This window comes from Alkalimonas collagenimarina (genome assembly GCF_030717845.1).
GTDB classification, from domain to species: domain Bacteria; phylum Pseudomonadota; class Gammaproteobacteria; order Enterobacterales; family Alteromonadaceae; genus Alkalimonas; species Alkalimonas collagenimarina.
Genome location: NZ_JAUZVZ010000006.1, coordinates 1 through 23,797, shown reverse-complemented (window position 1 = coordinate 23,797; position 23,797 = coordinate 1). Strand labels below are relative to the sequence as shown.

At 44.4% G+C, this 23,797-nt stretch carries 19 protein-coding genes and 4 pseudogenes; 8 read left to right on the top strand and 15 right to left on the bottom strand.

Annotation, left to right across the window (positions count from 1 at the left end):
- Positions 1-153 precede the first annotated feature (153 nt).
- The gene (locus Q3O60_RS05225; protein WP_305892850.1) at positions 154-639 is read right to left on the bottom strand and encodes a Mov34/MPN/PAD-1 family protein; all 486 of its coding nucleotides are present in this window, start codon (positions 637-639) and stop codon (positions 154-156) included.
- Between the two features lies 1 nt (position 640).
- Positions 641-2,323, bottom strand: a complete 1,683-nt coding sequence (locus tag Q3O60_RS05220; protein WP_305892849.1) for a HesA/MoeB/ThiF family protein — start codon at positions 2,321-2,323, stop codon at positions 641-643.
- Between the two features lie 35 nt (positions 2,324-2,358).
- Here Q3O60_RS05220 and Q3O60_RS05215 point away from each other — a divergent pair, with 35 nt between their 5' ends.
- Positions 2,359-2,484: a hypothetical protein gene (locus Q3O60_RS05215; protein ID WP_305892848.1), complete on the top strand. Its 126-nt coding sequence runs from the start codon at positions 2,359-2,361 to the stop codon at positions 2,482-2,484.
- Between the two features lie 161 nt (positions 2,485-2,645).
- Positions 2,646-2,966 carry a helix-turn-helix domain-containing protein gene (locus Q3O60_RS05210; RefSeq protein WP_305892847.1) on the top strand — a complete coding sequence of 107 codons (321 nt, stop codon included), beginning with the start codon at positions 2,646-2,648 and terminating at the stop codon, positions 2,964-2,966.
- Here Q3O60_RS05210 and Q3O60_RS05205 read toward each other — a convergent pair.
- From Q3O60_RS05205 to Q3O60_RS05185, 5 genes are all read right to left on the bottom strand, one after another.
- Entirely contained in the window at positions 2,963-3,850 is an 888-nt protein-coding gene (locus tag Q3O60_RS05205; RefSeq protein WP_305892846.1) for an ImmA/IrrE family metallo-endopeptidase, read from the bottom strand. The two genes, Q3O60_RS05210 and Q3O60_RS05205, sit on opposite strands and share 4 nt — an antisense overlap.
- Positions 3,851-3,962: 112 nt before the next feature.
- On the bottom strand, positions 3,963-6,689 hold the full coding sequence (locus tag Q3O60_RS05200; protein WP_305892845.1) for a hypothetical protein: 2,727 nt from the start codon (positions 6,687-6,689) through the stop codon (positions 3,963-3,965).
- Positions 6,686-8,095, bottom strand: a complete 1,410-nt coding sequence (locus Q3O60_RS05195) for a hypothetical protein (RefSeq protein WP_305892844.1) — start codon at positions 8,093-8,095, stop codon at positions 6,686-6,688. The genes Q3O60_RS05200 and Q3O60_RS05195 overlap by 4 nt, the downstream gene beginning before the upstream one ends.
- Complete coding sequence (locus Q3O60_RS05190) at positions 8,088-8,582, bottom strand: hypothetical protein (protein WP_305892843.1); 495 nt, start codon at positions 8,580-8,582, stop codon at positions 8,088-8,090. Before Q3O60_RS05190 ends, Q3O60_RS05195 begins: the two co-directional genes overlap by 8 nt.
- A gap of 119 nt (positions 8,583-8,701) precedes the next feature.
- A complete protein-coding gene (locus Q3O60_RS05185) occupies positions 8,702-8,923 on the bottom strand; it encodes a hypothetical protein (protein ID WP_305892842.1) in 222 nt (73 codons plus the stop codon).
- Positions 8,924-9,206: 283 nt separating this feature from the next.
- On the opposite strand from Q3O60_RS05185, the gene Q3O60_RS05180 reads away from it, so the two are divergent.
- From Q3O60_RS05180 to Q3O60_RS05170, 3 genes are all read left to right on the top strand, one after another.
- Complete coding sequence (locus Q3O60_RS05180) at positions 9,207-9,683, top strand: hypothetical protein (RefSeq protein ID WP_305892841.1); 477 nt, start codon at positions 9,207-9,209, stop codon at positions 9,681-9,683.
- 902 nt (positions 9,684-10,585) lie between these two features.
- On the top strand, positions 10,586-10,798 hold the full coding sequence (locus Q3O60_RS05175) for a hypothetical protein (protein ID WP_305892840.1): 213 nt from the start codon (positions 10,586-10,588) through the stop codon (positions 10,796-10,798).
- Positions 10,799-11,191: 393 nt separating this feature from the next.
- On the top strand, positions 11,192-12,286 hold the full coding sequence (locus tag Q3O60_RS05170) for a hypothetical protein (RefSeq protein WP_369812634.1): 1,095 nt from the start codon (positions 11,192-11,194) through the stop codon (positions 12,284-12,286).
- Between the two features lie 51 nt (positions 12,287-12,337).
- On the opposite strand, the pseudogene Q3O60_RS05165 reads toward Q3O60_RS05170, so the two are convergent.
- A pseudogene (locus Q3O60_RS05165) lies at positions 12,338-12,601 on the bottom strand (IS3 family transposase); the annotation flags it as partial.
- A 56-nt stretch (positions 12,602-12,657) separates the two neighbouring features.
- Positions 12,658-12,753 (bottom strand): annotated as a pseudogene (locus Q3O60_RS05160) (transposase domain-containing protein); the annotation flags it as partial.
- A gap of 27 nt (positions 12,754-12,780) precedes the next feature.
- Here Q3O60_RS05160 and Q3O60_RS05155 point away from each other — a divergent pair.
- From Q3O60_RS05155 to Q3O60_RS05145, 3 genes and pseudogenes are all read left to right on the top strand, one after another.
- A pseudogene (locus tag Q3O60_RS05155) lies at positions 12,781-12,879 on the top strand (IS3 family transposase); the annotation flags it as partial.
- A gap of 105 nt (positions 12,880-12,984) precedes the next feature.
- Positions 12,985-13,860 (top strand): 4'-phosphopantetheinyl transferase family protein, encoded by an 876-nt coding sequence (locus Q3O60_RS05150; protein WP_305892838.1) that lies wholly within the window; start codon positions 12,985-12,987, stop codon positions 13,858-13,860.
- Between the two features lie 46 nt (positions 13,861-13,906).
- Positions 13,907-14,224: pseudogene (locus tag Q3O60_RS05145) on the top strand (transposase); the annotation flags it as partial.
- Between the two features lie 496 nt (positions 14,225-14,720).
- Here Q3O60_RS05145 and Q3O60_RS05140 read toward each other — a convergent pair.
- The 6 genes from Q3O60_RS05140 to ileS form a co-directional block, all read right to left on the bottom strand.
- On the bottom strand, positions 14,721-14,999 hold the full coding sequence (locus tag Q3O60_RS05140) for an acyl carrier protein (RefSeq protein WP_305892837.1): 279 nt from the start codon (positions 14,997-14,999) through the stop codon (positions 14,721-14,723).
- Positions 15,000-15,046: 47 nt separating this feature from the next.
- Positions 15,047-17,296 carry a beta-ketoacyl synthase N-terminal-like domain-containing protein gene (locus tag Q3O60_RS05135; protein WP_305892836.1) on the bottom strand — a complete coding sequence of 750 codons (2,250 nt, stop codon included), beginning with the start codon at positions 17,294-17,296 and terminating at the stop codon, positions 15,047-15,049.
- Between the two features lie 133 nt (positions 17,297-17,429).
- Positions 17,430-17,765, bottom strand: a complete 336-nt coding sequence (locus Q3O60_RS05130) for a phosphopantetheine-binding protein (protein ID WP_305892835.1) — start codon at positions 17,763-17,765, stop codon at positions 17,430-17,432.
- A complete protein-coding gene (locus Q3O60_RS05125; protein ID WP_305892834.1) occupies positions 17,759-18,484 on the bottom strand; it encodes an SDR family NAD(P)-dependent oxidoreductase in 726 nt (241 codons plus the stop codon). The genes Q3O60_RS05130 and Q3O60_RS05125 overlap by 7 nt, the downstream gene beginning before the upstream one ends.
- Positions 18,474-19,895 carry an ANL family adenylate-forming protein gene (locus Q3O60_RS05120; RefSeq protein WP_305892833.1) on the bottom strand — a complete coding sequence of 474 codons (1,422 nt, stop codon included), beginning with the start codon at positions 19,893-19,895 and terminating at the stop codon, positions 18,474-18,476. Before Q3O60_RS05120 ends, Q3O60_RS05125 begins: the two co-directional genes overlap by 11 nt.
- A 435-nt stretch (positions 19,896-20,330) precedes the next feature.
- Positions 20,331-23,477 carry an isoleucine--tRNA ligase gene (gene ileS, locus Q3O60_RS05115; RefSeq protein WP_305892832.1) on the bottom strand — a complete coding sequence of 1,049 codons (3,147 nt, stop codon included), beginning with the start codon at positions 23,475-23,477 and terminating at the stop codon, positions 20,331-20,333.
- Between the last annotated feature and the right edge of the window lie 320 nt (positions 23,478-23,797).

Below are 23,797 nucleotides of genomic sequence, written 5' to 3'. Positions count from 1 at the left end.
TATAAAGCATGGTGTTCGAGTTCTCGCCGAACACCAACGATCTAACTAACGATTTTGGTACCGAAATAACACTATGTAATCCATGGGACTTCGGTTTCCATCAATGTACAGACGAGTTAGATTTTAAGTTACTATAGGAAAGGCCAGTCATTATCAGTCAAAAATAACGTTCAGCGTCTCGTAGTGACACGAAAAGAAAGGCCATATCATTTTTTTACCGTGTTTGAACCTGACACAGTTTATTGTCCATTGCTCAGGAAAATAACCAATAACCATCATAATCGGATGCGGGCACTGCGCGTCGGCGGAACAGGCTACTTTCAATAATGTTCTTTCATCTCGCAGGCTAAGTTCAGGAGAGCTGAGCGGGTGTGAATGCCAATCGCCCAAGTAGGATGTCCTGCCGCCATTAAGTTCAAATAAACGTGCCATTTCAGCATGCTGGAATACCTGATCAGGCTCAAAGCTATATCGGCGTCTTTTAGCCTTCGGTCCAGCATGGATAAGGTCTGTTATAACAACATCACCGTTATCTCCAACGTAACCAAAAAAAGATCCTCCCGTTTCGAGAGGTGAAAATTTTTCGATTTCTCTGAGCAAGTTATCAACGCACAACTGACTTATCCATACATTAGCCATCCTAGTATCTAAATCCCTTCCAACGCGGTGCTATTGGCTCTTTATCCGCCCACTGTTCAACGACGTATACATCATGTTCAAGGATCCCATAAGTTTCTCCCTGAAGAATTGAAATTGCCATCCTCGCAGCCATTATTGAAATAGTGTCGAGATCAAACCCCGTCCCTGTAAAAGTGGGGTGGAAACAACCTTTGGGCTGAACAAAAGCCGACGGCTCCGTCGAGATCTCAGGTATTTTTCGGTTGCCATACTCGTCATTAAACTTCAACCAAACATCGTCTGCATAGCTTGCTGGAGAGCGACCTACAATTCCACCCCATGCCCCGTTTGTAGCGCTGCACCAGACAAAGTCTGTTTCATGTGACTTACAGAGGTGCGATAAATACTGATTAACATTTAGCATAGCTGTGCAATCTATAACTAAATCAGATTTTCGAATGATTTCGTCGTTTAAAAACTTAGTCATGAGGACCTTGCTACCATCTTCCAAGGTAATTGACGGAGTACCTCCAATTTCAAGCTTAAAAGCTTGAATTGAGAGTCCCGTATACCCTTGGTGGAGCATCTGACCAACGGCTTGCACCTTGGACATACCGACAAAAGGCAATCCAAATATCCACCGTTGTAAATTGCCAACTTGAAGGTGATCTCGGTCAACTAAATAGAAGTTTTTAACGCCAGCCCTAGCAAGCTGAAATGCAACTTGAGAACCCAGTGCGCCCAAGCCGATAATCGCAACAGTTGCTTCAGCTAGACCAACAAGTCTGGGGGTTCTTGCCAACAATTGATTTGGATGAAGGTGGTCAGATCGTATTATTGAAATAGTACCGTACGGCTTTCCTTTTCTTTTCCAAGAGCGGCGAATGAGAAAAAGCCAATTGGCTTCAAATTGTCCTCGCGCTGCCTCTTCTTTGAAACAAACCCCGATTATATCAACACTTACCTTTCCAATTTTTAAGTAAGTAGGTTCGTTCATACAGGGGAATTCGGCAACAAGTTGCGAAAATATCCCTTCAGGATCAACTGCACTTAATGGCTTTGACAATTTTACCCATCTAATAGGACACCTGAAGCTGAAACGCTTCGAGTAGCCAGTTTCATCCTTAAAGACTAACTTCCCTTCTTCATCGAATACTTGAGATAGGCAACCACGAATCGCTTCACGAGTCCCATCCTTAATAGGGCTGAGCTGAATGTAACCACGACCTTTGCTTGCTGAGGGCTCACAATCAGAAGTCTCCACTATTATAGAGTTCTCTTCGGCTAACAATTGACCACTTGGCTGGTAACCTTCCAGTTCATTTTCAAAGCTTGAGATTTCATCTGGATTCTTGTGAATCCTATAGATTCTTGTTACTTGATCCTTAATCAACCCAGCAAGCGTATCGTGAGCTATATCCCAAGAGTTATTTTTATCCGCGAAAATGCACAGAGACTTGCCAAACGGCTCTAAGTGCCTTCCGGGAGGAAACTCCTTACAACGTATTTCTGGCGGAAAATAAGGGTATTCCGGTGGGAAAGAGCATTCAAGCTGCAACTCAGCATCGTCAATACAATATTTGACGTCGATAACAAGTATGCCTCTTGCTTTGGCATCCTCGTCAATATCAAACTTAGTACCAAGAGCTGCAAGACGATCTAATTCGCCTTGCAGCATCTCAGGCTGATCTAGAAACCAAGCCATAACTTAACCCACTGGCCGTGTCGGAGGTTTGGGAGGTGTTCCTGGTCTCCCTGGCGGATTGTCAGGCCGGTTACCCGGATTATCTGGTCTTCCAGGTGGTTGGTCAGGTCGGTTACCCGGATTATCAGGCTTACTCATACTATAGATCCTCATTAGTTTAGTTAGTTTGCAATCATCACCTACAGCGATGAACAGAAAATAAATATTTGCATTCAGTTACTTTATTTCCGGTATACCGGAAACTCTTTCATGTTTTCATTGTTCTGTGCTATTGTCAATAAATATTTTCCGGTATACCGAACGGCAGGGTCAGGAGCATAGTATGTCAAGTCAGTTGGGGATAAAGATCAATAGACTGAGAAAAGAAAAAGGCTTCACGTTGGAGTCTTTAGCAAAGGCGGCCAACGTAAGTAAAAGTTACCTATGGGAGCTAGAAAACCGCGAGGTAAAGAATCCCTCTGCACAGAGACTAGCCATCATTGCAGCTCAACTTGGCGTCACCGCCGACTATTTTCTTGATGACGATACAAGTCAACCCGAAGAAAAACACTTGGATGATGCTTTTTTTAGAAATTACAAAAATCTAGGTGCTCAAGAAAAAGATCAGCTGCGTAAAATTTTGGAAACTTTCAAGAAAAGCTAACTTTCGTCTCTTGGCGCCCAACACTCTAAGTATTTAGGAAGGAGCAGAAGGGTCATAGTATTATCATACTGCTCCGAGAAAATTTTCAGTTCAGTTAAAGCTACATTCCTATCCGCATGCTGGAACCATTTTCGAGCATCAACACTTACCCCAAACCTCTCTTCATTTAGTTCGGATGACGCTAAAGTCCCTTCAGGTATCTCAATCACATTTCCTCTGGTTCTGAAGAACGCTCCACTTTCTTTTGCTGCTTTACTAGAACTCGCCCATTCCATGAATCCATCTTTAGAAACGATTAATAGTGCTTTCTCATTGGTGAAGCTAAGCCACTTTAAAACGGCTGCCGTCATCGACACTTGGTAACGATCTGCACAATGGCTGAATAGCTCGAAATTAATATCTCCACTGACCTGAATTCGAAAATCATCAATCGGCATTAATAGATGAGATGCAAACTTATCAGCTTCTGCCTCTAAGTCTCTTGCTCCTTCCCAATTGAGCATATCCTCTTTACTACATAGAAATTCTCGCTGCCTATCTCGATGAAGCATATAGTGGCCAAGTTCATGAGCTTTAGTAAAACGAATACGTCCCTGTGACGACAAGGAGCCATTATATCCAATCATCCATTTTGAGCCTGTGTCGTCCGACGTTAAGACTCCCTCAAACCCCGCTATGTTAATTGGCGCTAGTTCTGTTATTGGATCACCCCAGTTAAATAGCTCTGCTGCCCCTTTAGCCATCGAATCAACATCAACGGGGAATCTCTTCACACCATGTATTTCTTGTACGAGCTTAGATGCTTTATGAAATAAATTTGCTGCCCTTGGGGGAGCCAGCTCTCTTGGCTTCATCAATGACTTTTCTCCTAAATCGACACTCATCCGTGTATCTGCACTTTAATCGTCCTTTCAGACTAACAAAATTGTCCTCAACAATGTTAGTTACCAGGTTGAAAGCTCTGTACGTTTCTATCATGCACTGAGCTAATTCGGACTAAATCTGATACTTATCACCTACTTTTCGAATAAAGACCTCAGGAATCATAATCGCCAGCAAGTGACAAACATACTTGAACCCATTGCTAGATTTGCGCGGTTTGGAGTCTTTTTCAGAAGGATCTCTAGGGTAAAGAAAATGCACGTAAACACGGCCCAAGGGAAACTTTCTGGTTTTCACAGGGTTATTTGACATGCTTATCGTCAAGCATTTATCTGCCTGCTTCCATGTCTTCAAAGCATCTGTCGCATACTCCTCGGGTGGGTCGAGCCTAATTTTCCAGTCCTCTGGTATGGTTAACTGTGACGCAACCGTCATAAATCTCTCAAAAGTCGCAATATCATTAAATATAATATAGCTATGACTGTTCATTGCGTTCGTGACTACAAACCTGACTAGCCAGACCAGCGCCTCTTTTGAGTTCCTGTATAACTGACGCGCACTCTCTATTATTAAGTCCGCCTTGGCCTGCTCCAATGTTGAGGGAGGAGGGATGGGCGCCAATTTATTTTTTGACGCGCTAGGAAAAAGACGAGGGCTGCCTTTCGTCGTCGAGAGACCCGCCAGTTCTCGAGCGATCTCATACCACAAGAATAACTGTGCGGCGTCAACACCCAGCTGAACAGTCACTTGTGTAAGGGTTTTGCCTCGCTCTAAAGACTTTAGTGCGCTTAAACATTCTTGATAGGTCGCTTTTCTTGGACGCAATTGAAGTTCTATCCTACCAGTTGCTCGTTCCTGGCCAAGCTTACTTGCGGCTTTTTTTCCGCAAAGCAGCTCAATGAGCACCGCTTGCATTTCTTCGCTTTCAGGATACTCAGTGGCACAACGCCGTGTGATGATGTGCTTTGAAACATTGGCTAAGCTTTCCCAATAGTCGCGATGCATGCTTTTTTGGTTTTTCGTCAAATGTTCGAAAAGTACAGTATCCGTAAAATGCATGTAGTTATGAAAGGTTATTTCCGGACTTAGGTGACCTGCAAATGTGGCAATTTGATAGATGACATCTCTACCGACTAGTGTTTGGAAGTATTTTCGAATCACAGCAATTTGTGCTTTCTCATATGGTATTGCATCAGCAAGTAGACTTGAGCAAAGCACGGCCTGAAACACGGAAATCGCCTTGTGTCGAAGATGATAGGTATACACAGCTTCACCACAAATACGAGTCAACGGCTTACTAAACTCTCTATGAAAATCAGCAAGCGTATATGGCAAGTTTGTATTCGCGCATGAAGGGAAAAGTAAATAGTTTCGCTTTGCCCCAACTTCATGTGCGCGCCGCACGAAATAGCGTTTAAAAAAGCTGAACTCTGTCGGTAGCAGCATAATCGACAAAGGGATTTTTCTTCTTGCAGAGTATGTTTTGTTAGTACCGTATTGATTCTCTCTGATGAAAATATAATGCTCAGCTGACGGCTCTACATCCTTGATGCGTAGCTTAGTGACTTCAGAAGGCCTGAGCCCGCAGCGAGCCATTAGGATTAAGCACTGAACTAGTCCCTCTCCTATTAAGTTTTGATGATCTGGGTTTGAGCTGACTTCATTGCATAACGTTACAAAGTTCGTTTCACTAATCACGTAATTTCGCACATTCTGAACCGATTTAAATTGCCCTCGACTCGAATCAGGCAGTTCCAGACCAAAAACCTTATGGTTGAATGCGAAAAACTGATTAAGAATGCTGGCTTTTTCGGCCGCAGATACGTTTTTCTCAGACGTTTTCATCAACAGATTGAACAACCTCGTCATTTGGCTCGAATGTAACTTATCAACGGCCAAATCATTTGTTTCCGTCAACCAGGGACCTGCGATATGAGAAAGATAGGTGTTTGCTGAGGAGATTGCCCAACCTTGATTACGAACTCCATGGATCATAAACTCCAGCAGCAGCATTTCTGCAAGTGAATGCTCACATTCATTCAATGACAACAGTTCATCAATTACTCTGCGCCTCTGAATCAATTGCCCTTTGCTATCTTTAACACGAAGTGCACGGCGCAATCGAGAAAGAAAGCTTTTACTACTGATACTAGGTTTGCCTTTGATGTGAGTGTTGACCGTTTGAGTACTCTCAAGAGTGTCCGTTCTCCCCGATCTAGTTTCTGAAGACGTCGCCCCCCACAAGCTTTGTAATGATGATGCGCTTATACTGACTGAGCTAGTCTCTCCTGTCATGAAACGCGCTAAGTACGCAGGCAAGGCGATTTGTGCGCTGTCCATTACAAACATTGAGGCAGCTTTACAGAATTGCTTCATACTTGAGAAAGGTTGATGCATCGTCTTCTTAGTGACCCGTTCGTTAATGATTTTGAGCAGCGCTTTCTCTGTAATTGAGCCGAACTGCTTCTTTTTCGGTTCTTTCACTAATGCGTGAATGGCCGCTAACGTGTGGGGATCTGGAAACCACCTCAGAAAGCTTTTATTCCCTTCTTCTGTCGTTGGCTCGCTATTAAACTCAACGTAGCAACCGATTTGGCATACTTGCAGTTCAACACTATCCGTTGCAACTCGCCTCACTAGTTCTACCAGGTATTGAGGTTTTGCTAAGCCGCCACGTGCGCTCCCTAAAATAACTAATCTCGCTACTTTTTCTGAAAGTAACAAAAAGCCGGTGAGGTCTGCTAAATCAGTGATACTGGTCTCAAAGAGCTTGGAGAATGTCGCGGCTATGTCGAATGCTTTTTTACTCCATGGTGAGGTCTCCCGGTAATTAGTTGTCATAACGTCACCTCCAGTGCATTTACATCCAACTTTTGGAGTTGTTGCTCAATAGCATTAGAAACTTTACGCAGCTCAAGGGTCTCAAGGGTGCTGAATCGGGAAAATGACTCATCCAGTAGGTTTTCATGTGCCATAAATGCGTCGACTGCACTAACATCAACATGTGATTGGCTCGCTAAATGTTGACGAATCCAGTGTCGATGCCAATTTGATGAACCAGGTATAGGTGAGCTGCAGTGATCCCTCACCGTGCTAGCACTATAAAATGTAAGGCCTCTTGTGTTACGTAACCGAAATAAAGGGGCTTCACCAGACAAGCTCTGTTTAAGCTTTTCTGCTTCACCGGGGTGACTGTATTTAACTATGCCGCTGAAATCTTTCAAGAACGAGAGGTAGTAGCGTATTTGTAATTCGCTAAGTGTGTTTAGAGGAACTAATCGACTTGCCTCTTCACGCGCCTTTTTATCCTGAACCCATACCACTTCGCGATTGAGATCAAAATTTCTGAGAGAACCAAAAGGGTCGCGCGTTGGTCGGTGTCCAGTGTTCACCATAAGCAAAGAGACAGTAAAGTGCGTATAGTCATTGTATAGCTGCCAAAGTGTGGTTGGTAAGCTTGCTCGAGATGCATCGATCGATTCCCGAATGTTCACAAACGAAACTTTTAGATCGTCGTTAGACAAGCCTCTATTGCTACCCATCATCTTCGCTGCGTCAGGACTGGTTAATAGTACTTCAAGGCTGAAAGGCGCCTTGCCAGCGCTTTCCAGAAGCCTATTAATAAATGTGTAGTGCTTACGAGCTAAATCACCAGAACTCATTGACAAGTACGAGCTTCCCGCGTGATCTTTCAGAGGAGTGTTAGAAATCCAACCTACTTCTGCTTGAGAAATATTCAAGTCCTTTGCTTCCTTGGCGAGGTATCGTTGAATACGTCCTAAGGTTAAACGGGCGTTGTTCTTTTTGTTTATCTCAGAAACAAGATTCTTTAGCTTTGTTTTGTAGTCTTCAAATTTGCGGTCTCTGGCGTTTTGAACGGATCTTAGAATTGATGAAGATAAAAAAACATACGGCGAGGAATTTGCGGGTCTCTCGACTTGCTTCGAATTGCTAGATTCAGGCACCTTTGGGTGAGAAATAGAAGAAGTAAGTACACCAAATTCGCCTGCTACGAATTCGTCCACTGCAGTCGACACATCCAGCAACGCCATTATAGAGCGCCCAGTAAAAAGTGAAGCTAGAAGCAAATGAGCTTGCTCATTATCCTTAGCGTCGTAGCAATATTGAATTAAGGTATCGACGTCGTAGTTGGTCAAATTCTCATATGCACATATGAGCTCCTTTTCGCGCTTCAGCTTGTGCTTAGAGATTAACGCTAAATGCTTTTCATCTAAGAGCTCAGACATTTGGCACCTCCGCATTCAAAATGCGTCGCACCGAAGCTCTACTTTCACCTGAAAATGCTATGGTCCTTGCTAGAACTGTTCGAGGTAACCTTCCGCCAAAAAGCCGAATTTGCACTCCTTTGGGGGCATGCGCAAAAAACAGTGCGACATTTCGTATGTATGACTGTTTAGAGGATAAGATTACGATGGCTTGAAGCGCATACATCCAAGCCCGACCTTCGATATCCGATAGACCGGCTGAATATGTCTTTCTCCTTTCATTACGCTGATCGCAGATTAAAGGCATCCAACCTTCAAAGAAAAGGTTTTCATCAGGTTTTAATATCGAGCTTAATGTAGTTATCCGAGCCAATAAAGCTAGTCTAGGCTCACTTGACTGAAGCTTTCTATTAAAGTGAAAAATAAACTGGGTAAATTGAAATGCCGGCAATGCCCGCGGGTGACAGGTTAATTGAGGGGGTAATTTTTTAACTTTTAAATCTTTCATACAAAACCATCCAACAACAATAAAGTAAATAAAATCTTTTTTGCTGTTGTGAGGCTCTGCTGAGTTACCTGTAATTATATACAGCTGTTTTCGTAACGGTCAAGCTAAATAGTGAGAAATTATTTTTCTGCTTTAACGATCAGCTTCACATTCGCACTTTGAGACAATAAGAGAAGCTGTTCTTCTTCAGTCAATTGCTCTGCCGCTGCTTTACCAATCCATGCCCAGTGCTCGAGAAGTTCCTGCGCTGATTTAGGCAGTTTTTCAAACGCAATTTCAGCTTGTTCTATCAAGTAGTCATCTAAATCAATCTGGGATTTTGAATCTGCGTCTGTGCCCATTGTTATTTTCCTCGACATTATTTCATCACTAAAAATAATTAGCATGACAAGAGAGTAACGACTAAGCTCGATTTCGTCAAGGAAGGATGCTGGTTAAGTTAGTGAATAATAACAAATTTTCTTGATTTGTCAACTTGAGGAGTTTGTCATATTAATTTATAAAGACATGGCCTAACACTCAGTCACTTCATTATTTGGAGCTCATCTTTAGCAACGAATAATTCAATAATCCTGTGATTTGAGAGCCTGCGATGTAAATAAAATCCACTAAAAAGGAAAGGTTATGATTGAGAGTATAGACATTCAGATAACGTTAGATAAATTGAACGAAAGGCTAAGTGTTTTCGCCAGCTCAATAGTTTATTCAGTTAGAGAACGGTGCGTTATTGGACCTTACGATAATTGCCAAAGTATTTTGATGCTATTATCGGAACGGCAAGCAGTTGAGCAAACTGGACTTTCAGCTGACAAGGTACAGAAAGAAATTAATGAGTTCCTCTTAGAATTTCGCCCTCTCGACTCTGCATATTGTATGTCAACCGTTCAGCCTGATATTGCTGGTCGAGTGGTTCAAATAGTTTTTTACGCAAGAAGTGCCGAGCGGGTCGAGCCTGTATCTTCCGGTTTAATGGTATTCGCTCTAAATCTCATGCAGCTGGCTTGTTCATCAGAGGACATGCCGCCAGAGATTATTAACCGTTGGATTCTAAATGCTAGTAAGGCAGTATTAGATTCTCCAGGGGACAAGCTAGCCCGGTAAATTTGTTCGAGTTAACATGCGGTCTCCTCGCGCGCGTGGGGAGCAAGATAAAAAAAATTAAAAATTAAACAATTTCGTAGGGGTGAAAGGTGGTCACTTTTGTCACTATTTTATGAAAAGTTTTGTGACATGAAAGTGCTTACTAGGTGTTAAGTGGCGAAAGTTGAAATGTGGCTATGAATCACACTGCTTTCTGCAACAGAGCCCGTTACTCTGTTACGGCGGGGGAGAGCTCAATGTCCCCTCTTGACGATGTTCAAAAACCCTCTTCGGTGTAGTTGTCAGGAGTTAAGATGGATGCATCCAAGCTAGGGCTTCAATCTAATCGGGCTGGTTAATTTTTCTCAGTATGGTGCGCATGCGGCTGGGACTTCTTATCAGTTGCCTGTTTTACCTTGTCCCGGTTTATATTGGAAAAAGGGGGCTGCTGTTTTGCTGTTGATGCCACGACGGTTTCATAGCAAGGTGATGATCAGTAGCAAGATCGCAACGGCGAACTGCAATGGGGGTGACCAAGAGCGGTCTTGTTCTATCTGCTGCTTGATTGAAGTTTCGGCCTGCGGGATGTTGATGCCGGCTACATTTCAAAATGTGAGGCACCGTAAGGTGTCGGATTGTAGTGGTACGGCTGAATGATCAGCCAAGGCGGTCTTCGAGATCGTGAGAATTTTTTCCCTATCGCTAATAGCGATGAAAAGCTGCGAATTTGTTGTATTTATACGTATTATGTTTAAAATATAATAAATTTATCAACTTTTTTGTGGTTAACCACTATGTGTTTTGATAGTGTTTGTTACAGCCGATGTTTGGTGCCGCAGCCTTCATGGCTGTTTCGCGTCTAATGCTATATCAATAGCTTAAGAATAATTGAGGATTATAACTACATTATGGAAAGACTTAGTATGGGTTCGATTGAGAGTTTATTGTATGAAATATTTAAAGATGCATATCTAGAAGGCCGAAAAGCTGGTTTGGAGGGGCTGTACACTGAACCTCAGTTAGTATTTGATTGTTATGTAGTCGATGAAAAATTTTTAACAAAGATGTCAGTACTTTCTTGTGTACCCGAACAATCTCAAGGTACAGATTCTAGCGGTAAAGTAAAAACCATTTAGGCAAAACAGCTGTTTGACACTTTGGTGGTTCCAAAGTGAGAGCAGCCAACACGGCTTAAAGGGCTTGTAGCTCCGTCCCGAAGGGAGTTGCTTGGTACCTTCCGGCTCCGCTACCTTGGCTAGCTAAGGTGGTCTAGTGTCGCCAGCTTGCCTTGTATTGAAAGTACCCAGCAACTCTGAAACTCGCATCTTGAGGTTGTTTGGGTATAGTCTCAATTAAGGGATCCATACGAACTCAAAGATCATAATATTGGCTCTTTTCCAATTTTATCGGTTATTACTAAGCCGTACTCTTACTTGATTTGGCAAGCATTTGGCTGTCAAATCTCTTGCTGATAACGACTAAAAGTTCTAAAATACTTTAGAACTATATGAAGTGAGTGGAGAGTGCTATTGAATGTTCCGTCTCTGGAGCAGAAACTAACTGCCGAACTGAGCTGTAAGGATTTTTCCAGAATCCTCATCGATCAGCCGTATGAATACAAATCAATTTTCCTTCACCGCATCCAGCCCGATCAGAATAATGCTCGTTTCTTCCCCGCTGTGATAGTACCTGACCAGCTTGCTTATCAGATTGCCACTAGAAGACTGTCAAAATCCCAGTTAATAGAGCGGTTGGATTGCCAAGATAAGGTCGTGATAGGCAAGTCCTGTATTCTGAACTGCTTTCACAAGAGCAGCTTCGAGTGGAAAAAAGCTAATATCAACATCACTTCGATCATTGAGTTAGCAGCAAACATATCAGTCTCTGAGTTGATTCAGGTTCCGACCATTTACCCACTCGACAGCAATAGTTACCAGCTGTTGACTGGGCATCGTCGTTTTTTCGCGATGATCTACGCCAACGGTATCGACGGTGCAGCACACTTTAAAGTCTACAGCCAAAAACCATCATTACCTCGTACTAAACAATTTCAAGAAAATGCCAGCCGTGAAGATTTACCCCAATATGGTAAACTGCTGGCTTTTCAGGAGGCAATAATCGAGCTTGAAACATTAAGTGCAATGCGACAACGAACTGAGGGTAAAGGATTAACAGTTCGGGAAATGGCTAGTTTATTAGGAATATCGATGGGAGCATTTGACAATTACAGCGTGCTAACGCGTTATCCGGCCGTGTTAAAGGCTTATCAAAACGGCAATTCGGTGCCTTTCACTACGATAAAGAAGATAGTGCTTACTGAAGAGCGCCGCATTCGTAAGAAAACCGGCCAGACACTCCTTAATGTGGAACACAAAAGAACCATCAATAAGAGAATTCACGACACTCTAAACAATATTAAATCACCGGTGACTGTTGAGAAGAAAAAACGTTACCGTTTAGGGACTCTCGAATCACCAGAACTGATGAAGTTTATCCTTACAGAAAACCTGCTGGCACTTGATAGTGGTATTGACTGGAACGACTTAGACTGGGAACATCCAAAAGCTGTGAATGAAGCATTTGAGCATGTGGTCAATTATATAAAAGAGCAAAAGATACGGTAGCACCATCACTGATGGCGGCGTTTTTCAAGCTAGTTGCCACCATCAGCCGGTTTAAGCGGCCTGTTTTTCTACCTGTTTAATCTGCTCTTTTTCCGGGTTTAGCGTTGTCGGTCCCACTGGTGTGGAGTTTCGCACATCACGTTTTCCCCACCTGCCTGGGTTGGCTGCTTTCGCCACCTCAAGACGTTCTTGGCGTTTTTCCAGTATGGCCTTATCTTGCCCCGTATGACGCTGATGGGGTGTCACAAACCGTAACTTACTATGCTTGTGCTCGTAGTTATACCAGCGTGTAAATATAAGAACCCACTGTCTTGCTTCCTCCTGGGTAAGCGTAACACCAACCACACCTGCGGTGTGATTGGTTTTGAGGATCAGTAAGGCAAGAGCTTTTGCAGTTGCTCCTTGTCAGTAACTTTAGGCAGCTCAGTCAGTAACCGGCACAGATAATCGTAGGGCTCCAGCCCTGAATCGTACCGGTAAATTCGGAGGCGGATTTGTTTGAGTACATAGAGGTTGATTACAACAAAACCAGAAGGCATAGTGCTCTTGGCTATCTTAGCCCTGAAAACTACGAATTGAAAAACAGTGCTTAGCAAAGTGTCCACTGTTGCTGGTACAGATCATACTGACTCCGGTTATTGAGCTACCCATGGACTGGTAGCTCAATCGATCATGATTAAATTGAAAAGGTACTAGATATGTCTTGTCCTCCGTTTCCGTTTTTATCGGTATTGCCACTAGCCACCAGTACAGTCGCAAGCCTATTCAAAATTCAATTGTTTAGCGATACTCTGCAGCGATTGATTTTGGCTCGCGGAAACTTCTCGCTAGGGTCTTTTCAACATGCTAATTTTGCTGATTTAGCGTTGGACTTGCCAACGTCTATTGAGGGATCAGTAGTGAAAAGGCAAGCTGAATACTTAGCTGGGCGCTATCTGGCACGCCTTTCAATGCAGCAAAGTGGGTTGTTTAATCCTGTCCCGCCACAGCTTGGCATTGGTATGCTTCGGGCTCCGGCCTGGCCCGAGATTGTGACGGGCTCTATTACTCATCACCAATACAGTGCTTGTGCTGTTGTGCTGACGCAACCTCTGGCAATTGACAATTTTGTCGGTATTGATACTGAACTTTGGCTTACCTCTCAGCAAGCTAGAGAGATCGCCAAATCTATTCATAATACAGACGAGCTGCATGTACTAGTGAGCGCGGGCTTTACCAGCGAACAGGCGACTACTCTGCTGTTTTCAGCTAAAGAGGCTTTATTTAAAGCAATATGTCCTTTTATTGGTGAATATTTTGGTTTTGATGCCGCTCAGCTGGAGGCATGTTATATGTTTGAATGTAATACCATGATTACAGGCCGAAGCGGATGGCTACAGTTGCAACTAACTGCCAACTGGGTAGCTACCAGAGCACCACAACAAAAATATCGCTGCTGGTTCAACTGTCGTCAATTTGATGTGCTGACACTGGTATGCAGTAATGCAGTAGATACTCAATGGCTAGATATTATCAGTGAAGATTATCGATACAGTGATTCACGCTTCTATAACCATCCTCCTCTGGCAGGCTAGTTGTCACTACTTAAAATTTAACCAGTTGGGGCGTTAAGGCTTGATTGTGCCACGCTATAGTAAAGAACGTAAGCAAATGATCTTGAGTAAGTTATTGCCTCCATCGAATATGACCGTTGCTGAAGTATCCAGAAATGAAGGGGTTGGGCTGCAAACTTTGTATAATTGGCGCGATAAAGCCAAACAACAAGGTCGTCCTGTGCCCGGATATAAATCAAAACCAGAGCAATGGTCAGCAGAAGCTAAGCTTACCACAGTGATTGAAACTGCGAGTTTAAATGAAGCTGAACTGAGCGAATATTGCCGTGAAAAAGGCCTGTATGTTGAACAAGTAAAAGCCTGGAATGCCGATTCGCTCAGAGGCATTATCGAGATTAATATTCGTCTTGTATCATCCGGCAATGGGTTTGTAACCCCTTGATTTTAAGTTCATAGTCAAATTATTCAAACTGAATTCGCCAAGAATTAAACGCCATTTTCTCTCCGAGTTGCCTGATTGGCGAAAACGTATGGTGTATACCATACAGTCAAAGCAACATTCATTGTTCAGTACAGTACTGAGATCCGGTGGCGTGATCCCTAAGAACCATTCAAGTGAAACCGTATAACCAGCTTTTAAGTGCTTTGGATAATGAAGCAAAAAGCAGGCACCAAGCATGTTTAAAACCCTCTACCGGACCTTTTTGATACACAGATGAATTGGCCTGTCTGTGCGGTGTCACCTGGTGATGTATTAAACCTAATGAATGGCGATGCGTGATATATCCGCACTATATTGCTGTGATTGGTATGGGGCAGCAGCCAGAAACATCAACAAAGCATGTGATCCCAGCTGCCGTGGTAAAGCGAGGTCGAGAAAGTTACGACGCTTCTGGCGCAGTGATGTGTGATTCAACAAATGAGATCAGATCGTTGACTGAGGTGAAGTCATTAATGGTTTTATCGGCTGTGCCAAATTCAATCCCTAAGTGTTCGGTGACTCGGGTAAGTAAAATGAGCTTGTTCAATGAATCAATATTGAGTTTATCTTTTAGCTCAAAGTTATTTTGGATCTCGTCTCCACGTAGTGATGAGCGATTCATTTCTTCAATAAAGCCAATCACTAATGTTCTGGCTGAAGATGTTGCTGCGTTACTCATGTTATTTCATGCTCCTTGTATCTTTTGTTAGTCTAGGTGTAGCAATGTTAGTCTTCATCAACCAACCAATAGCGTTTTTTCTCAAACGGGTAGTTGGGTAAAGTGTGTTTTTCAAAAGCGTTGAAAGGGTAGTAGTTTTGCCAGTTAATGTGCGCGCCTTGGTCAACAATGGTTGCAAGAAGGGACCACAGGTCGGTGGCAGTAAACCGCCCGCTGTCACAGACACATACTGATTCGGTGGTGTTGTCTGAAGGACGATTGCGATAAATGATGGGTGCTTCACTTGCAAGGTGGACCTCTTGCTCAATGGCCACTTCACCCATCTGAGAAAAGCAGTCAGTTTGTGTGTGGCTCAAATGACGCTGATGTGTGTGTAGCTCTTTTTCCAGCGTATTGAGCCATTTTTGCAAAGGCACGCCTGCCAATAACAGTTGCACATATTGACCGATCCCTTCGCCAAGAAATGATGCCATCTTCATGCCCCAATGCTTTAATTGCTCATACAATGCCAGTTCAAATGCAAACAACTGAGCCACATGTTGTGCAAAGGGGGCCGTAGAGGCAATTATCAATGTGAGTGCTTCAGAGTCCAGCCAGCGTTGATGGGTATCTGTAAAATGTTGGCAGCGCATGTCTGTGGTGAGTGCCGCTAACTGGCTGGGATTAACGAACTCTGTGGGGTTGCATATATAATGGGCTGGTTTATCAAATGTCATTCTGCGCTGTTCGCTAGGCGCTGAAATCTTGGTCAGGGCTTGTTCACGCCACTGCGCTATGCTCATATCTCGGTTGATCACCACTGTATTTCTGATTGGTAAATGTGCACGGCTGGTATTGATGTTATAGGCAAGGGCACACAGTGGTAAAGGCCGTTCGTCGTTTGCGATACACTCAATATATTCGACGAGCTGAGCCTTCGTTTTGGCTGATAGGCACAGCACATCTTGTGCTGGTTCAACGAAGCTGTTGTCGTTGGATAGCGTTGTATCGGTTGTTGGAAGATCGCTGAGCACCGCAAATACGTTGGTGCCTCCCACACCTAAACAGTTTAACCCGGCGTAACGTCGTTGTTGTTCGGGTTCCCACGCTTCATAGTCTAGTGCCATCTTAAAAGGGGATTGCGGCAGTTTCAATTTAGGGTTGGGCGCGCGAAAATTAATGGTGGGCACAAGCCGACGGTGTTTTATCATCAGCGCAAGTTTAATGAGGCTGGCCAGTCCTGCTGCCTGCTCTAAATGACCAATATTCGGTTTGACGCTACCGATATGACAAAATTGCTTTTTATCGGTATCCAGTGAAAATGCCTTCTCGAGCGAGCGGATCTCCAGCGGATCACCTATTTTGGTCGCGGTGCCATGGCATTCAATATAACTGAGCTGATCCGCACTGATCCCCGCCAATGCGATAGCTTTAACTATGGCCTTGGCTTGGCCAGGCACACTGGATGCCGTAAACCCAAACTTCCCAGCCCCATCATTATTGACGGCGGTTGATTTAAGTAGCGCATAAATATGATCGCCATCGGCCAGTGCGTCTTGATAACGCTTGAGCACCACGGCGCCAGAGCCACTGCCGAAAATGGTGCCATCGGCGTCGTCTGAAAAGGTCCTACAGCGGCCTGTTGGTGAGTAGATCATACTTTCAGCGGCATTATAACCCCTATCTTGTGGCAATCTGATACAACTAGCCGCGGCGATCCCGATATCGATTTCTCCGCTCAGCAACGCACTTCTTGCTAAGTGGACAGCAACCATGGAGCTTGAGCAGGCGGTTTGAACGGAGAGACTGGGGCCTTGTAAATTTAATTTGTAGGACACCCGTGTAGCAAGAAAATCTTTATCGTTGAGTAACTGTAACAAACTGCCCGTATCACTATTGCCATTAAAGTGCTTTGTTGCCTCTTGGTATAAATAGCTACGTGTGATCCCGCCACCGGTTGCATAGACACCGGTTTCACTCTGTTGGGCTGTTTGCAAAGCGCCGGCATCTTCTAAAGCGTGATAGACAATTTCTAGCAAGGTCCGCTGTTGTGGATCCATGAGCTTTGCTTCTGCTGTAGGGACTCCAAAAAAGCGCGCATCAAACTTGTCGACATCGGCAAGGGGTGTGTATGCTTTGACGTAACTGGGTTGCTCAAATTCGCTGTCACTGACTCCAGCATGACGTAATTGCGCATCGGATAATCTTGCTATGGACTCCCGCCCTTGCGCTAAGTTTTGCCAAAACTGGGTCGGAGAACTTGCTTCGGGAAATCGGCAAGCGAGCCCGACAATTGCTATATCATCTGTAGCCATCATGTATTTCTACTTCTACGTTTATGTGTCTGAGTCACGCTAGATATGAACAGCTGACATAACATAGCGAGCACCAAAATGGTGGCGTATATCGCCAATGTGTCGCTATGATCTTGTATGTCAGTGTCTAGCTCGATTACCGTGTTTGATTCTTTATGGCTTTGAGCTCTTCACTGAGGGCGTCATGTGGCTGCTTTGATTGGCCTGACAAGCTCAGCGTATAGGCCGCAGCGAGGTCATCGAAGGTAACGACGCTGGTGATGGCGACCAATTCTTCGAATGGGTCAACTTCATAGCGCGCTTCTAGATTGCTGATCAGCTCAGCCAAATCCAGAGACGTTAATGACAATTCAGAGAATGCCGTGGCACTTTGCAGATCTGTGATCGGGAGCGACTTTTCAGACAGGACTGTGGCCACCTCTTGGATAATACTATCCAATATCGCATTTTTAATCTGTTGTGCGTCTAACATGTAAAACCTCCATCGATGACAATGTTTTGCCCGGTAATAAAATGCCCCTCTGTTGCTAAAAACAGCACCAACTTGGCAATCTCACTCTGTGTACCTAAGCGTCCTAACGGCGTACGGCGCTCAATTTTAACTAAAATGTCGTCTGACAGATCTTTCACCATATCACTGGCAAAGTAGCCCGGAGAGACGGAGTTTACACGGATCCCTTTGCGGCCAAGCTCCTTCGCTAAGCTTCTTGTCATGCCGTCCATTGCCGCTTTTGTGGCACTGTAAATAGAAACGCCTGGTAAACCCCTTACGCCCATAATGGAAGAGATATTAATTATAAACCCGTCGCGGTTTTGCAAGAGCTTCTTAGAAACCAGTTTTGACAGATAGATCTGTGCTTTGAGGTTCACGTCCAGCGCGCGGTCAATGTCAGACGTACGCATTGTGCTGAGCACGCCATCTGCACCAATGGCGGCATTGTTGACCAGGCCTACAATATTGCCGAGTCGCTGCTGGGCTTCTTTGAGAAATTCGATCAGAGCCTGATAGTCACTGCCATCAACCGACTTCCAAAAAAAGCGCGGATCATCTGCAAGTGCGGTTACGTGCTCTGTACTGCCTCTTGAAAATGTCGCAACGGCATATCCTTGTTCCAAAAATTGGGATGCGATTTCGAATCCCAACCCTCGGCTTCCACCGCTGATCACAATTGTACCCTTTTTATTTTCCACTGGTTATTGTTCCTTGTATCTTGTTGATTTTTTTAAACCTTTCGCTATGGTATTGCCCATTTACAAATTCGAAGTGCCTTGGAATTTTGTAGGGGGCTAAGGTTCGCTTACAGATATCTAAAATGTGTTTTTTTGCCTGCAGTGGATCGACACCGTCATCAGTGTAAATTGTCGCCGCGACAATTTTTCCGGTGATCGGGCTCTTTTTCCCCCATACCGATGAATTCTTTACAAATGGAATTTGCAATAAGAGGGCTTCAATCTCTGCCGGAAACACTTTTTCACCCGCCACATTTATTACTGTGCTCTGGCGCCCCAAAATGCGAATGTACTCCCCTCGTTGTTCCACCAAATCCCCCGTACACAGCCAACCGTCATTCAATGTCGGGTGATCTTGGTTGAGGTAACCAAGCATGGCTGTTGGCGATTTGACCCACAGCACGCCATCCTGCACTTTATAGTCGGTTTTTTTAATTTTTAACCACAGCGAGTTGCCTGCCTTCGACTCTGTGGGTAACACGCCCAGCTCACTCATTCCATATGTTTGTTTTAGCGTGACGTGCGGCAATGCCTGTTGCAGCAAGTCGAGTGTTGCTTGTGGCATGACTTCTGAACCATATGCAATCACAGTCAGTGAACTCAGATCTGCGCGTTGATAACTGCGGTTGATCAACACCATGTTAAGGAAAGTCGGCGTAGTGGGTAATACATTGATACGGTGCTTTTCAATGGCCTGGCAGACATCCTCGGGGGTGCGTTTCGTCATGCTGACCAAGGTACAACCCGTCATTAGACACTGCATTAGGACATCCAAACCACCAATGTGATCAAAAAACAAAAAACCTGCGATGGTGGAGGTGGCCTGCTCTTTATAAACTTGATAACGCTGCAAAAGCTTGTCCAGGCTGAGTAAAATGGCTTTGGGTGTACCTGTGCTGCCTGAGCTGTATAAAATCAGTCCGGACGCTCCCTGTGTGACCAGTTGCTTTAATAGTGCATGCTTGGTGGGTGACAAGGTGGCTAGCGTGGTACAGCATATGGTGTCGTCGCGTGTGTCACACAGTACATCTGGATGTACTGCGTTAATGATTGTTTCTACTTGTGCAGCATCGCTATTGAATAAGGGAACGATTGTACACTGCTTGATATAGGCACCAAGTATCAATCCTAATGTCGTTGCGTTAAATACTCCATTGATGACAACGATACTGTGCTCTGTGATCGACTCATTGGTCAGCCAGTTGCGAGCACTTTGGGCAATGGCATCAAAGGTAATGCACTGATCTTTTTCAACAACCGCGGGGAGATCACCGAACTGTTGTACGCGATCCAGGATCCATGTTCTATCCACCAGGTTAGCTTCCTTTTTTAGTTGCTCACATATCGTCATATAGCTTGCTGCTACTGACATAAACAGGTGCTATTATGCCGATCGCCATGCGTGACAACACACCCTGGATAGAACGGCGGCAAGCCGACAAGGTGATAGGGGATCAGCATTCAGTGACCTCAAAACACAGGCTATACTTATGGAATAATAAGCGCAGACATACAGCCCAGTTTAAAGGGATATTAAATTATTATTTGTCCAGGCACTCAGGGTGTGGTCATTTTCTGATGTATGACGAACAACACACCTACGGCATATCTTCAGCCGCTTAATTGAATGATAAAAACATTATAAACATTAATAAATAACATGTAAAGCATGTATTGAGTCATGGGGTGAGAAGGGTAGGTTGGGCCATGTTCGCTGAATTTTGTCTGTAGATCTGCCTAGCTAACGGCGTGCACAACACAAGCATGTAAAGTGTGATTGTGTTGTGCACGCCTTGGCAATGCCAAGTTATGTCGCTTTATTCAACTTAAGCAATAGCGAATGACCCTCTACATCATAACGAGCAACCGTGTCATCAGATGCAATATCGCGCTTTTCAAAGCTCAATGCCAATGTCTCCGATGAGATGGTATCTGCATGTGCAGCGATAGCCGCATCGAGCGCTTGATCACATGCGTATTCGACATAAATGCGGTCTTCGATCTTAAAATCAAGCTGCTTACGTGTTTTCTGAACTCGGTTTACGATTTCACGGGCCAGCCCTTCAGCCAATAACTCCTCGTTCAGTTTACAGTCCAGTTTAATGGAAATATAACTATCAGAAATGACTTCTGAGCCTTCTTTCGGTTCACGGAAGGTGAGGATCTCTTCTTTGTCGAAGCGCATGCCCTCAAGCTCAATACTGCCGTCTTTTTCTAGCTGGCGTAATTGCTCGCCCGTGAGTGCTTCAATCAGTGCTTTATATTGCTTAAATGATTTACCCAACTTCTTGCCCAGCAAAGGTGAATTTGGCTTGGCGTAGAAATTGATAAAGCTGTCTTCGTCTTCACGGTAGACAACAGATTTTACATTCAGCTCAGATTGCAAGTAAGACTCTAGCTTCTTGATCTCTTGAAGTAGGCTTGTATCGCGGTGGATCACTGTCAGGCTCATCAGTGGGATTTTGGTCTTGATCCGTTCTTTATTACGTTTTTGACGACCTAGCAGCACGACGTTTTGCAATAGCGCGAGTGCATCTTCAAGCTCAGGTTGAATGAGTGCTTCATCAACGCTTGGATACGTACACAAGTGCACTGACTCAGGTTGTTCCCCATCCTCTTGTAAGGCAAGCATCTCTTGATAGATATGCTCAGATAAGAATGGCGCAAACGGTGCCATGGCCAGGCTCAACTCATAGATACAGGTGTACAGTGTCTGATAGGCACACACCTTGTCTTTAGTCAGTGTCTCAGCCCAAAAGCGCGAGCGGTTAAGGCGAATATACCAGTTGGTCAATTGCTCAATAAACTCAAACAACACCGGAATAACGTTATAAAGCTGATAGTTTTCGATCTCCGTGGTGACCTTTAACTTCAACGTTTGCAGTTTTGACAGTATCCAATGATCCAACGGATTGGTGATCGTGTGCGCTGTATTTGAAGGTTTCCAACCATCAATTTCTATATAGGTTTTGAGGAATTTAAAGGCATTCCACCAAGGCAGCATGGCACGACGAACAGTCAGTTTCACCCCTTCATTTGAAAAGTGTTGTGGCTCGCCTTTAACCAAACCTGAGTTGATTAAATATAAGCGTAATGCATCGGCACCAAACTCTTCCATGATGTCATCTGGCTGGGTGTAATTGCGCAAGCGCTTCGACATTTTTTTGCCATCTTCTGCCATCACGATGCCATTGACAATGACGTTCTTAAACGCTGGTTTGTCGTGCAAAGCCTGACTGAGTACCAACAGGGTATAGAACCAACCGCGTGTTTGGTCCAATCCCTCGGCAATGAATTCAGCCGGAAAGCTAGACTCGAAAAGCGACTGGTTTTCGAACGGGTAGTGGAGCTGAGCATACGGCATTGCGCCAGATTCAAACCAACAATCTAGTACTTCTTCAATACGTTGGTAGGTGCCTTCTTCATCTGCCACAGTGAAAGAAATATCATCGACGTAGTCGCGGTGTAAGTCATCGACACGGATCCCTGAATAGTGCTCCAATTCTTCTATAGAGCCAATACATAAGTACTTGCCGGTAACGTCGTTGCGCCACAGCGGAATGGGTGTTCCCCAGTATCTGTTTCGCGAGACTGCCCAGTCAATGGCGCCTGCCAACCAGTTCCCCATCCGGCCTTCTTTAATATACTCAGGTACCCAGTTGATCTGTTGGTTCAATGCCACGAGTTTGTCACGCATTTGCTCTACTTTGACATACCATGATGGGATAGAACGATAAATGATCGGCGTGTCAGAGCGCGGGCAGAACGGGTAGCTGTGTACAATGGTGGTGTGGCTGTACAGGTGACCTGTTTCTTTTAAGTGGCGAATGATGTTCTTATCCGCCTCTTTCACGTGCATGCGGCTAAAGTCAGTCACTTCTTCGGTAAACTCGCCAACCATATTCAGAGGACACACAACGGCCTGAATATTTGCCTCTTTCATGACGCGGTTATCGTCCTCACCAAATGCAGGCGCGATATGCACGATACCTGTACCGCTGTCCATGGTGACATAATCGTCAGCTAGAACAACAAATGCGCCTGCATTCTTTAACTCTTTGAAATAATCAAAGAGCGGCTCATAGCGTTTACCAACCAAGTCGGCGCCTTTATATTCTTGCACTACGGTTAAGTTTTTCCCTTTACCTATGGCTTCAAGGCGCGCTTTGGCAATGATAAAGTGGATCTGTTTATCTTCATCTAAAACTTTTATGTAGTCGGCGTCGGCTTTGACACACAGCCCCAGGTTGGAAGGCAATGTCCAGGGCGTGGTGGTCCACGCTGCGATATAGCAGTCTTCGTCTGCTAATTTGAACAACACTTCCAGTGCTGGGTCTTGTACGTCTTTGTAGTTAGAGCCTGCCTCGAAGTTGGATAAAACGGTGCCCAGAGTGGTAGAGAACGGTACCACCTTGACGCCTTGGGTGATCAGGTCTTTGTCCCAAAGTTGCTTGAATACCCACCATACAGATTCCATGTACCAAGGTTCCATGGTTCTGTAATCATTATCAAAATCGACCCAGCGGCCAATCCGTGTAACGGTAGAGCGCCACTCTTTCGTATAGCGTTGAACGATACCTCGACACTCATCATTGTATGCCTTGATCCCTAAGGTCTCAACGGCCTTTTTGGCTGACATACCCAAGGTTTTATCGGTTTCATGCTCAATCGGCAGGCCATGACAATCCCAGCCAAAACGGCGTTGGACATAATAACCTTTCATCGTAAAGTAGCGAGGGATAATATCTTTAATGGTGGATGCCAGCAGATGCCCATGGTGTGGTGTACCAGTTGCAAATGGAGGTCCATCGTAAAATGCATAGGGTGGATTGTTGGCTGTTTGACGAAGAGACTTCTGGAAAATGTCCTGTTTTTCCCAAAAATCAAGTACTTTTCGTTCCGCATCAACAAAGGAAAATGTATTCTGATCTGTATCGAGAGTATTGCCGTTCATTCTACCAGAGTAACCTTTAATTAGAGTTCATTATGCTGTAGCGATAAGCTGATATTTCATCATACCATAAATTCAACAATGTAAAAGGCTTACGGTACTTGTGGGGGGATTTTCCAAGTGAATTGCTGGCTCGGCGTGTGTTTTCGCTGGCGTCGGGCACCGTTGGGTGTTCACCCACAGTAAAACCCTTGTATATATCGCGCTAAATATGTTATTAATCTAACAGTTTAATTTGTATTTATTATGTGTTTAGACTACCTTGCGCTGTTATGGCAGGTTTAGCCGTGCGCGCCACTGGTGATATCGTCATTGTTTCTTTA

Bases quoted from the DNA above. Each gene is read 5' to 3' on its own strand.
- Q3O60_RS05200 (WP_305892845.1), bottom strand. From the start codon at position 6,689: ATGACAACTAATTACCGGGAGACCTCACCATGGAGTAAAAAAGCATTC.
- Q3O60_RS05220 (WP_305892849.1), bottom strand. From the start codon at position 2,323: ATGGCTTGGTTTCTAGATCAGCCTGAGATGCTGCAAGGCGAATTAGAT.
- Q3O60_RS05195 (WP_305892844.1), bottom strand. From the start codon at position 8,095: ATGTCTGAGCTCTTAGATGAAAAGCATTTAGCGTTAATCTCTAAGCAC.
- Q3O60_RS05140 (WP_305892837.1), bottom strand. From the start codon at position 14,999: ATGAGTAACGCAGCAACATCTTCAGCCAGAACATTAGTGATTGGCTTT.
- Q3O60_RS05150 (WP_305892838.1), top strand. From the start codon at position 12,985: ATGTCTTGTCCTCCGTTTCCGTTTTTATCGGTATTGCCACTAGCCACC.
- Q3O60_RS05205 (WP_305892846.1), bottom strand. From the start codon at position 3,850: ATGAGTGTCGATTTAGGAGAAAAGTCATTGATGAAGCCAAGAGAGCTG.
- Q3O60_RS05190 (WP_305892843.1), bottom strand. From the start codon at position 8,582: ATGAAAGATTTAAAAGTTAAAAAATTACCCCCTCAATTAACCTGTCAC.
- Q3O60_RS05130 (WP_305892835.1), bottom strand. From the start codon at position 17,765: ATGTTAGACGCACAACAGATTAAAAATGCGATATTGGATAGTATTATC.
- Q3O60_RS05225 (WP_305892850.1), bottom strand. From the start codon at position 639: ATGGCTAATGTATGGATAAGTCAGTTGTGCGTTGATAACTTGCTCAGA.
- Q3O60_RS05120 (WP_305892833.1), bottom strand. From the start codon at position 19,895: ATGTCAGTAGCAGCAAGCTATATGACGATATGTGAGCAACTAAAAAAG.
- Q3O60_RS05135 (WP_305892836.1), bottom strand. From the start codon at position 17,296: ATGATGGCTACAGATGATATAGCAATTGTCGGGCTCGCTTGCCGATTT.
- ileS (WP_305892832.1), bottom strand. From the start codon at position 23,477: ATGAACGGCAATACTCTCGATACAGATCAGAATACATTTTCCTTTGTT.
- Q3O60_RS05185 (WP_305892842.1), bottom strand. From the start codon at position 8,923: ATGGGCACAGACGCAGATTCAAAATCCCAGATTGATTTAGATGACTAC.
- Q3O60_RS05210 (WP_305892847.1), top strand. From the start codon at position 2,646: ATGTCAAGTCAGTTGGGGATAAAGATCAATAGACTGAGAAAAGAAAAA.
- Q3O60_RS05175 (WP_305892840.1), top strand. From the start codon at position 10,586: ATGGGTTCGATTGAGAGTTTATTGTATGAAATATTTAAAGATGCATAT.
- Q3O60_RS05180 (WP_305892841.1), top strand. From the start codon at position 9,207: ATGATTGAGAGTATAGACATTCAGATAACGTTAGATAAATTGAACGAA.